Source organism: Amycolatopsis rhizosphaerae (genome assembly GCF_007713715.1).
Lineage (GTDB): Bacteria > Actinomycetota > Actinomycetes > Mycobacteriales > Pseudonocardiaceae > Amycolatopsis_E > Amycolatopsis_E rhizosphaerae.
This window is the reverse complement of sequence record NZ_VJWX01000345.1, coordinates 1-7,730: the sequence shown is the minus strand read 5'-3', so window position 1 is coordinate 7,730 and position 7,730 is coordinate 1. Positions and strand designations below refer to the sequence as shown.

Sequence of the window (7,730 nt, the reverse complement as noted above, 5' to 3'; positions counted from 1 at the left end):
CGGCGGCACGGTGGTTGGTGGTGGCTGTTCCCGGACGAATGATGACGGCGCGGTAACGTCTGCGGCCATGGCCGGACTCGACGCCGTGGCCTGGCTGCTACCGAGGCCACTGCGCGCACTGCTGACCAAGCACGCCGAACTGCTCAGGTTCGCCGTCGTGGGCGGTACCTGCTTCGTGCTGACGAACGCGGTGAACTACGGCCTGAAGCTGACCGTCCTGCCCGCCAACCCGGTCACCGCGCTCACCCTGGCCGTGCTGGTCGCGACCGTGGTTTCGTACGTGCTTTCGCGGGAATGGTCCTTCCGCACCCGCGGTGGCCGGGAACGCCCGCACGAGGCGGCGCTGTTCTTCCTGGTGAGCGGCATCTCGGTGGGCCTGAACTCGCTGCCGCTGGCCGTCTCCCACTACCTGCTCGACCTGCGCGTCCCGCACGTGCGGCCCCTCACCCAGGAAATCGCCGACTACGTGAGCGGGATGATCCTCGGCACCCTCCTGGCCATGGTCTTCCGCTGGTGGGCGTTCAAGAAATGGGTGTTCCCGCAGGCGGACGCCCGGCCGAAGCTGGTCAGGGGCGTCACGGGCACCCCCCGGGAGCCGGAGAAAAGCGCCGCCTGACCGCACCGGAACATCCCCGCTACGTACACTGCCGAAGTGACCGTTGTGGAAAGCGTGCTCTCGCGCACACCCGAGCCGTTGCGCTCGGCGCTGATCAAACATCGGGAGCTGCTCAAATTCGGTATCGTCGGCGGCACCACCTTCGTCGTCGACAACGGCGTCTGGTACCTGCTCAAACTGGGCGTGCTGGAATCCAAGCCGACCACTGCGAAGGCCATCGCGATCATCGTCGCGACCATCGTTTCCTACATTCTCAACAGGGAATGGTCCTTCCGGACCCGTGGCGGCCGGGAGCGGCACCACGAAGCCGCGCTGTTCTTCGTGATCAGCGGGCTGGCCGTGGTGGTGAACCTGATCCCCCTGTACCTGTCCCGCTACGCGTTCCACCTGGAGACGCCGTTCGTCGAACGCTGGATCCAGGAAACGGCGGACTTCATCAGCGGCTCCATCATCGGCATGCTGCTGGCCATGGTGTTCCGCTTCTGGGGCTTCAAGAAGTGGGTCTTCCCGGACGAACTCGGCGAGCGCCGCCGCGACAACAACCGGTCGTGAGTCGGTCAGGCCTCTGTTGAGAGGACGAAGCGCCGACTGTCGATGGCGGCGGCGACGGATTGCGCGCTGAATTGCGGGTCGTCTCGCGAGGTGTCCATGACATGACGCTCCAGTTCGCCGAGGTCGGCGAACTGGTCCCACATTCGCAGGATCGGTTCTTCCCGGGTGAGCGCGGTCGGCGCCGTTCGCTGCCGGGCGCGCGTGAGTGCGACGTCGCGGCCCGGTCGTAGCACCACATAGTGCAGCGACAGCCCGGGATGGTTTCGGGCTTGCCGGTGGAAGTGGGGCAGCATCCAGGGGCCGACGATTCCGTCGACGAAGGTGGTGAATCCGCCGAGGGCGTAGGTGAACGCCGCGCCGGCGATGACGTCGAGGACCACATGGTTCTGCGCGTCCGCCGCGGGCTCGTAGGGTGCGATCGCCCCGGCGACGATGTAATGCCAGAAGTCATCCGTGTGCAGATGGACAGCCTTCGGCCGACGCGAGGCCAGTGCACGCGCGATGGTCGATTTTCCCGCCCCCGGCGGGCCGGTGAGAATGATCAGCGCACCCGGCTCCGTCATGGTTTGAAGGTTATAAATTCCGACGCCGCGACGCGCTACCGCGGCACCCGTTCGGAGGGCCAGCGGACCTCGCGGAGATCCCCGGGGCTGGGGACGCGCAGGAACAGGCTGAACAACAGCCGGTCATGAAGAGCAACCGTGCTGTGGGGTGCCTTGGCTCCCTCACCGCGGTGGAGCTGCTACGCTGCCGGTAGTTGATGTTGGATCGGCAGGAGAGGGAGGTGAGGTTTGATGACCGCGGTGAAGACCGCTGCACTGCGCAGCGCCCGGACCATCCTCACGTCCCGGGCCCCGGTCTGACCTACTTCTTCCCCCCAGCCTTGAGCCGTTGTGCTCATCGGCAGGGGTGACGTCCGCGTCTCGTCGGGGCCCCTTCTCCGCAAGGTGTCTCACGTTGCCATCTACCTTCACGGATCCCTCCGGCCTGTCCCGGTACGGGTGGACCGACACGCTCGACCAAACCTTCACCGAACATTATGAAGCGGGCCTCCTACCGGCCCGGATCTCACGAGTCGATCGCGGGCTGTGCACGGCGATCACCGCGTCGGGCCCGGTGCGAGCCACGTTCGCGGTGCCACCCGTGCCCGATCCACTGCTCATGCCCTGCACCGGTGATTGGGCCGCGGTGCGCCCGGGCACCGATCCACACCTGGCGGCCCTGCTGCCGAGGCACAGCGCGATCGTGCGTTCGTCGGCGTCCAACTCCTCCCATGGGCAGGTGCTCGCCGCCAACATCGACACGGTCGTCATCGCGCTGTCCCTGGCCGTCCCCCTGGATGCGGCCAAACTGGAACGACTGCTCGCCCTGGCCTGGGAAAGCGGGGCACAGCCGGTGATCGTGTTGACCAAGGCGGATCTGGCCGACGACGTCCAGACCGTGTACGCCGAGGCGGGCGTGCTGGCACCCGGCGTGGACATCCTGGTCACCAGCGTGGCCACTGGCCGGGACGTCGAGGCGCTGGCCGCGCTGGTGCGCGGTACCACCGTGCTGCTCGGCCCCTCGGGCGCGGGCAAGTCCAGCCTCGGCAACACGCTGCTCGGCGAGGAGCGCCTAGCGACCGGCGACGTACGGGCCCAAGACGGCAAGGGACGCCACACCACGGTCCGCCGTGAACTGGTCCCCCTTCCCGGCGGTGGCGTCCTGATCGACACCCCCGGCCTGCGCGGGATCAGCCTCCATGACGCCGCCGACGGTCTGGAGCAGGTCTTCACCGAGATCGAGCACCTCGCCAGGAGCTGCCGCTTCAGCGACTGTGCGCATGACACCGAGCCGGGCTGCGCGGTCCAGGCCGCTATCCAGGCGGGCGAACTGCCCCAGCGCCGGCTGGACAGCTATCGCAAGCTGCAACGCGAGAACGCCTGGGCGGCCTCGCGCACGCACGCCCGGCTGCGCGACGAGCGTGCCAAACGGCAGAAGGCCATCACCAGTCATCTGCGCACGACCTACAAGTTCCGGGATCAGCAGCGATGACCCGCCGTGTCCCGCCGATCCCCGGGACCGCTCAACGGCCCGGCGGCCGCCCCGATCCCGAGGCGGTCGCGGCCACCCCGCAAGAGACCACCCTGCCCCGCGAGCACAGCGCGGGCTACCGGTACACCGGCTACGTCCCGCACACACGGGAGAACGAGGAAACGAACCCGACCATGATCATCAACTCCTGGACCACCCGTCCCGAGACCGCCGAGGACGTCGAAGTCATCCGCGACGTCAACCTCGCCGCCTTCCCCGCACCACACGAGGCCGACCTCATCGAGGCCCTGCGGGCCGACCCGCAGGCGTGGCTGCCCGGCCTGTCCTGGCTGGCCGAGTCACCCGGCGGCGACCTTGCCGGCTATGCGCTGCTCACACGCTGTCACGTCGGTGATTCCCCCGCGCTCGCGCTGGGCCCCTGTGCCGTCAGGCCCGAGTACCAGCGGCGGGGCGCCGGTTCCGCCGCCATCCAGGCTGCCCTGCACGCCGCCCGCGAGCAGGGCGAGAATCTGGTGGTCGTGCTCGGCCACGCCGAGTACTACCCCCGGTTCGGCTTCACCCCGGCCTCCGGGTTCGGCATCCACCCGTCCTTCGACGTCGAGGACAAGTACATGATGGCGCTCGCCCTCGTCCCTGAGCGGCCGCTCCCAAGCGGCGTCATCCGCTACGCGGCGGCGTTCGGCGTCTGACCTCCGGCTCCTTGCCCGTGCCGAACGGCCCCCGCAATGCGCCGGGGTCGTTCGGCCGCACGCCGCGACGCGCTACCGCGGCACCCGTTCGGAGGGCCAGCGGACCTCGCGGAGATCCCCGGGGCTGGGGACGCGCAGGAACAGGCTGAACACGGCGGGGCGGCGGCTGGACAGCTCAAGCCTGCCCCCGTCGGCCTCGGCGAGCGCGCGGGCCAGCGCGAGTCCCACGCCCGTGGACCCGGCACCCGAAAAACCCCGCTCGAACACGTGCGGCACCAGCTCGTCCGGAATACCGGAGCCGGTGTCGCTGACGTCGACCACCACGGTGCCCTCGGCCTCCCCTCGCCGCGCGGCGAGGGTGACGGTGCCCGCCCCGTGCCGCAGTGCGTTGTCCAGCAGCACGCCGATGACCTCCCGCAGCCGCCCCGGGGTCGCCCTCGCGACCAGCCCGTCCCCGATCCGCAGCCGCAGGTTGCGCCCCTCCGCGCGCAGCAGTTGCCGCCACTCCGAGGCGACCTCCGGCAACGCCGTCGCCAGCTCCACCGGTTCGACGTCCGCCTCGCTGGCCGCACGTGCCGCGGCCAGCAGCTCCTCCAGCGCCTCCGACAGCCGGTCGGCCTGCTCCTGCGCGGCGCGGGCCTCCTCGGCCACGTCGGAGTCCTCGACGATGGTCAACGATTCCAGGCGCAGCTGCAGCGCGGTCAGGCGGCTGCGCAGCTGGTGGGAAACGTCCCCGACGAGCTGCCGTTCCCGCTGGACCAGCTGGGCCAGCGCGGTGGCGGAGGTGTCGAGCGCCTCGGCCACCATGTCCAGCTCGCCCACTCCGTACCGGCTGGGATCGGGCCGGAAGTCGCCTCCGCCGAGCTTCGACGCCCGCTCGGCCACGTGGCGCAGCGGCTTCGCCAGGCGACGCGCGGTCACCGTGGCGACCACGGTGCCGATGCTCACCGACAGCACCACCAGCAGCAGCACGGCGAGCGTGACCGTGGTCTGGCGGGACCTCAGCGGACCGGCCGCGGTCGCCAGCTCCAGGTTCCCGTCGCGGGCCAGTTGCACGCGCGCGGTCACCACGTCCGGCCCCGGATCGGCCCCCTCGATCATTTTCGGCAGCCCCGGCAGCTGCACGGTGAGCCTGCCGCCCGGCGGGATCGCCACCGCGACCCCGTCCAGATCGGCCTGGCTGAGCTGACCGTCGGCGAGATCGGTGTCGAGCGTGGCGGCGATCTGCGACGCCCGCGCCCCGAGGTCCTCGACGGTGATGCTGTCGACCAGCTTCCACGCCGTCACCCCGAGCGGAATGCCGAGCGCCGCGGCGGTGACCGCGACGGCCAGCAGGATGGCGAGCAGGATGCGGCGGCGCACGATTCCCCGGCCGGCTAGTCGATGTTGAAGCGGAAGCCGACGCCCCGCACGGTGGCGATGCGGCGCTCCCCGTCGCCCGAGTGCACCACGGCCCCCTTGCCGTCACCGGTGACCGCCAGCTTGCGGCGCAGCCAGGACATGTGCATGTCGAGGGTCTTCGAGGTCTTGGATTCCAGGTCGTTCCACACCTCGGCGAGGATCTCGTCCCGGCTGACCACCTGTCCGGCCCGGCTCATCAGCACGCGCAGCAGTTCGAACTCCTTGTTCGCCAACTGCACCTCACGGCCGTCCACGGTGACCAAGCGCGCGCCCAGATCCATCCGCACACCCCCGGCCTCGAGCACCTCGGGCGCCCGGCGGCGCAGCAGCGCCCGGATCCGGGCGAGCAGCTCGGCCAGCCGGAAGGGTTTGGCGACGTAGTCGTCGGCCCCGGCGTCCAGCCCGACCACGAAGTCCACCTCGTCGGTGCGGGCGGTGAGCATCAGGACCGGGAGTTCGGTGCCGCTGGAGCGCAACCGGCGGCACACCTCGAGCCCGTCCATCCCGGGCAGGCCGAGATCCAGCACCAGCAGGTCGGCACGGTGATCACCGGCGGCGGCGAGCGCGGACGGACCGTCGCCGACCACCTCGACCTCGTAGCCCTCGCGCTGCAGTGCGCGCGACAGCGGTTCCGCGATTGCCGGATCGTCCTCGGCGAGTAACACCATGCTCACCTGGCCAACTCTACGGCCGGGGGACGTGAAACCATCGTCGCGTGCCGAGCTACTCCTCCGATCTCACTCTCGCCGCGCGCCTGGCCGACGCGGCCGACGCGATCACCACCGCACGCTTCCGCGCGCTCGACCTCACGGTGCGCAGCAAACCCGACCGCACCCCGGTCACCGACGCCGACACCGCGGTCGAAGACGCCATCCGGGCCCTGCTCGCCGAGGAACGCCCGGACGACGCGATCGCCGGTGAGGAGCGGGGCGGCAGCGCCTGGTCGTCCGGCCGCACCTGGATCCTCGATCCGATCGACGGGACGAAGAACTTCCTGCGCGGAGTGCCCGTGTGGGCCACCCTGATCGCACTGGTCGAGGACGGGACCCCGGTGGTCGGCATGGTGAGCGCCCCGCTGCTCGGCCGCCGCTGGTGGGCCAGTTCGGGCGAGGGTGCCTGGCTGCGCGACGCGACCGGTGAACGGCGGATCTCCGTCTCCGGCGTGGCCGGCCTGTCGGACGCGTACCTGTCCACCACGCACCTCGGCTCGTGGACCGAGTACCACTCGCGCGAGGCGTACCTCGCCCTCACCGACGCCTGCTGGGAAACCCGCGCGTTCGGCGACTTCTGGCACCACTGCCTGGTCGCCGAGGGCGCCATCGACCTGGCCGCCGAGGCGATCGTGAACCCGTGGGACGTGGCGCCGATGCAGGTGCTGGTGACCGAGGCGGGCGGCCGGTTCAGCGACCTGTCCGGCAGGGAGACCTTCGACGGCGGTTCGGCGCTGTCGTCCAACGGCCTCCTGCACGACGCGGCCCTGTCCACCCTGCACCGGAACTGACGCCTGCCCGGCCGTCGGACCCGTCAGCGCGGTGTGGCGGCGGGCAGGAGACCGACGGCGCCGCGAGCCACCTGGGACCAGGCGAGCCTGCCGAACAGGTAGTGGCATGCGACCTGTTCGTTGGTGAAGCGGGCCCAGTCGTACCGGTTCCCCTGCTCCCGCCAGAACACCTCCCACACCGGTGTGCCCTCCTCGGACTCCTCGACCCGCAGGACGCACCACGCGTTGTCGGCCTCGGCGCCGATGGAGACCACCTCGGGCGGCACCCCGATGGTTTCCAGCCAGCGCACGACCGATTCGACGTTCATTCCTCCTCCTCGAAGGTCACATCCGCGAGGTAGCCCATGCTGACCAGTTCGTCGGCGGAGTAGACGGCCCGGTACCGGGGTCCGCCGCCGGGCTGCCCGAACCAGGGCGCCGACTCCGCCCGCCACATCGGCACCTCGCGCAGCACGCGGTAGCGGCGGTACCCGGCGGACAACAACGCCGGCGGCAGGGAGCGGCTCGCGAAGGGAGTGCCGTCCAGGGCGAACACGCGACCACCGATCCCGCCGAACCGGTCGAGCAGCACCCCCTCGGGCAGCAGCTCCGGCTCTCCCGGCGCGGTCCCGCCCTCGGGAAAAACCTCCGCGGGCGGCCAGGCGTACTCCGGTACGCCACCGCGGGAGCCGACCTGGAACCGGCGTTCCCAGTCGCGTTTGGACAGTCCGCCGAGCGGCCGGTGGCCGTCGGTCAGCTCCGCCGGAGGTTCACCGGGTGGGGTGGGCAGGCGGGCGTAGCCGTCCCGCACCTTCTCCCAGGCCTCGGAGGACTCGAGTAGGCCGGAGTGGGGATGGTCGTGCGGAGGGAAGCGCAGGCCCGGCGCGAAGTCGGCCTCGGGCGGGGGTACCGGCAGTTGCCGGGCGGGACGAGCCGAGGCCACGGGAAGGTGCCCGAG

10 protein-coding genes are annotated in these 7,730 nt (G+C 70.7%); 5 read left to right on the top strand and 5 right to left on the bottom strand.

The annotated features are described in order from the left end of the window. Positions 1-67: 67 nt before the first annotated feature. Positions 68-616 (top strand): GtrA family protein, encoded by a 549-nt coding sequence (locus FNH05_RS26750; RefSeq protein ID WP_144591477.1) that lies wholly within the window; start codon positions 68-70, stop codon positions 614-616. 36 nt (positions 617-652) lie between these two features. After that, positions 653-1,168 (top strand): GtrA family protein, encoded by a 516-nt coding sequence (locus FNH05_RS26745; RefSeq protein WP_186382755.1) that lies wholly within the window; start codon positions 653-655, stop codon positions 1,166-1,168. A gap of 5 nt (positions 1,169-1,173) precedes the next feature. On the opposite strand, the gene FNH05_RS26740 is transcribed toward FNH05_RS26745, so the two are convergent. Beyond that, entirely contained in the window at positions 1,174-1,731 is a 558-nt protein-coding gene (locus tag FNH05_RS26740) for an AAA family ATPase (protein WP_144591476.1), read from the bottom strand. A gap of 394 nt (positions 1,732-2,125) precedes the next feature. Between FNH05_RS26740 and rsgA the strand changes: the two genes are divergently transcribed. Together rsgA and FNH05_RS26730 are read left to right on the top strand one after the other, a co-directional pair. Further along, positions 2,126-3,202: a ribosome small subunit-dependent GTPase A gene (gene rsgA / locus FNH05_RS26735; RefSeq protein ID WP_144591475.1), complete on the top strand. Its 1,077-nt coding sequence runs from the start codon at positions 2,126-2,128 to the stop codon at positions 3,200-3,202. Continuing rightward, positions 3,199-3,891 (top strand): GNAT family N-acetyltransferase, encoded by a 693-nt coding sequence (locus FNH05_RS26730; protein ID WP_222426716.1) that lies wholly within the window; start codon positions 3,199-3,201, stop codon positions 3,889-3,891. Before rsgA ends, FNH05_RS26730 begins: the two co-directional genes overlap by 4 nt. 72 nt (positions 3,892-3,963) lie before the next feature. Here FNH05_RS26730 and FNH05_RS26725 read toward each other — a convergent pair whose 3' ends face one another. Continuing rightward, the gene (locus FNH05_RS26725; protein WP_144591474.1) at positions 3,964-5,253 is read right to left on the bottom strand and encodes an ATP-binding protein; all 1,290 of its coding nucleotides are present in this window, start codon (positions 5,251-5,253) and stop codon (positions 3,964-3,966) included. A gap of 14 nt (positions 5,254-5,267) precedes the next feature. Further along, the gene (locus FNH05_RS26720) at positions 5,268-5,960 is read right to left on the bottom strand and encodes a response regulator transcription factor (protein ID WP_144591478.1); all 693 of its coding nucleotides are present in this window, start codon (positions 5,958-5,960) and stop codon (positions 5,268-5,270) included. 47 nt (positions 5,961-6,007) lie between these two features. On the opposite strand from FNH05_RS26720, the gene hisN reads away from it, so the two are divergent. Then, the gene (gene hisN / locus FNH05_RS26715; protein ID WP_144591473.1) at positions 6,008-6,793 is read left to right on the top strand and encodes a histidinol-phosphatase; all 786 of its coding nucleotides are present in this window, start codon (positions 6,008-6,010) and stop codon (positions 6,791-6,793) included. 23 nt (positions 6,794-6,816) lie between these two features. On the opposite strand, the gene FNH05_RS26710 is transcribed toward hisN, so the two are convergent. Then, positions 6,817-7,101: a hypothetical protein gene (locus FNH05_RS26710; protein WP_144591472.1), complete on the bottom strand. Its 285-nt coding sequence runs from the start codon at positions 7,099-7,101 to the stop codon at positions 6,817-6,819. Continuing rightward, a partial coding sequence (locus FNH05_RS26705) for a TNT domain-containing protein (protein ID WP_144591471.1) occupies positions 7,098-7,730 on the bottom strand: 633 nt, incomplete at its 5' end. The genes FNH05_RS26705 and FNH05_RS26710, both read right to left, overlap by 4 nt.

Excerpts from the sequence above, each read along its gene's own strand:
- FNH05_RS26750 (WP_144591477.1), top strand. The coding sequence starts at position 68 with ATGGCCGGACTCGACGCCGTGGCCTGGCTGCTACCGAGGCCACTGCGC.
- FNH05_RS26740 (WP_144591476.1), bottom strand. The coding sequence starts at position 1,731 with ATGACGGAGCCGGGTGCGCTGATCATTCTCACCGGCCCGCCGGGGGCG.
- FNH05_RS26730 (WP_222426716.1), top strand. The coding sequence starts at position 3,199 with ATGACCCGCCGTGTCCCGCCGATCCCCGGGACCGCTCAACGGCCCGGC.
- FNH05_RS26720 (WP_144591478.1), bottom strand. The coding sequence starts at position 5,960 with ATGGTGTTACTCGCCGAGGACGATCCGGCAATCGCGGAACCGCTGTCG.
- FNH05_RS26710 (WP_144591472.1), bottom strand. The coding sequence starts at position 7,101 with ATGAACGTCGAATCGGTCGTGCGCTGGCTGGAAACCATCGGGGTGCCG.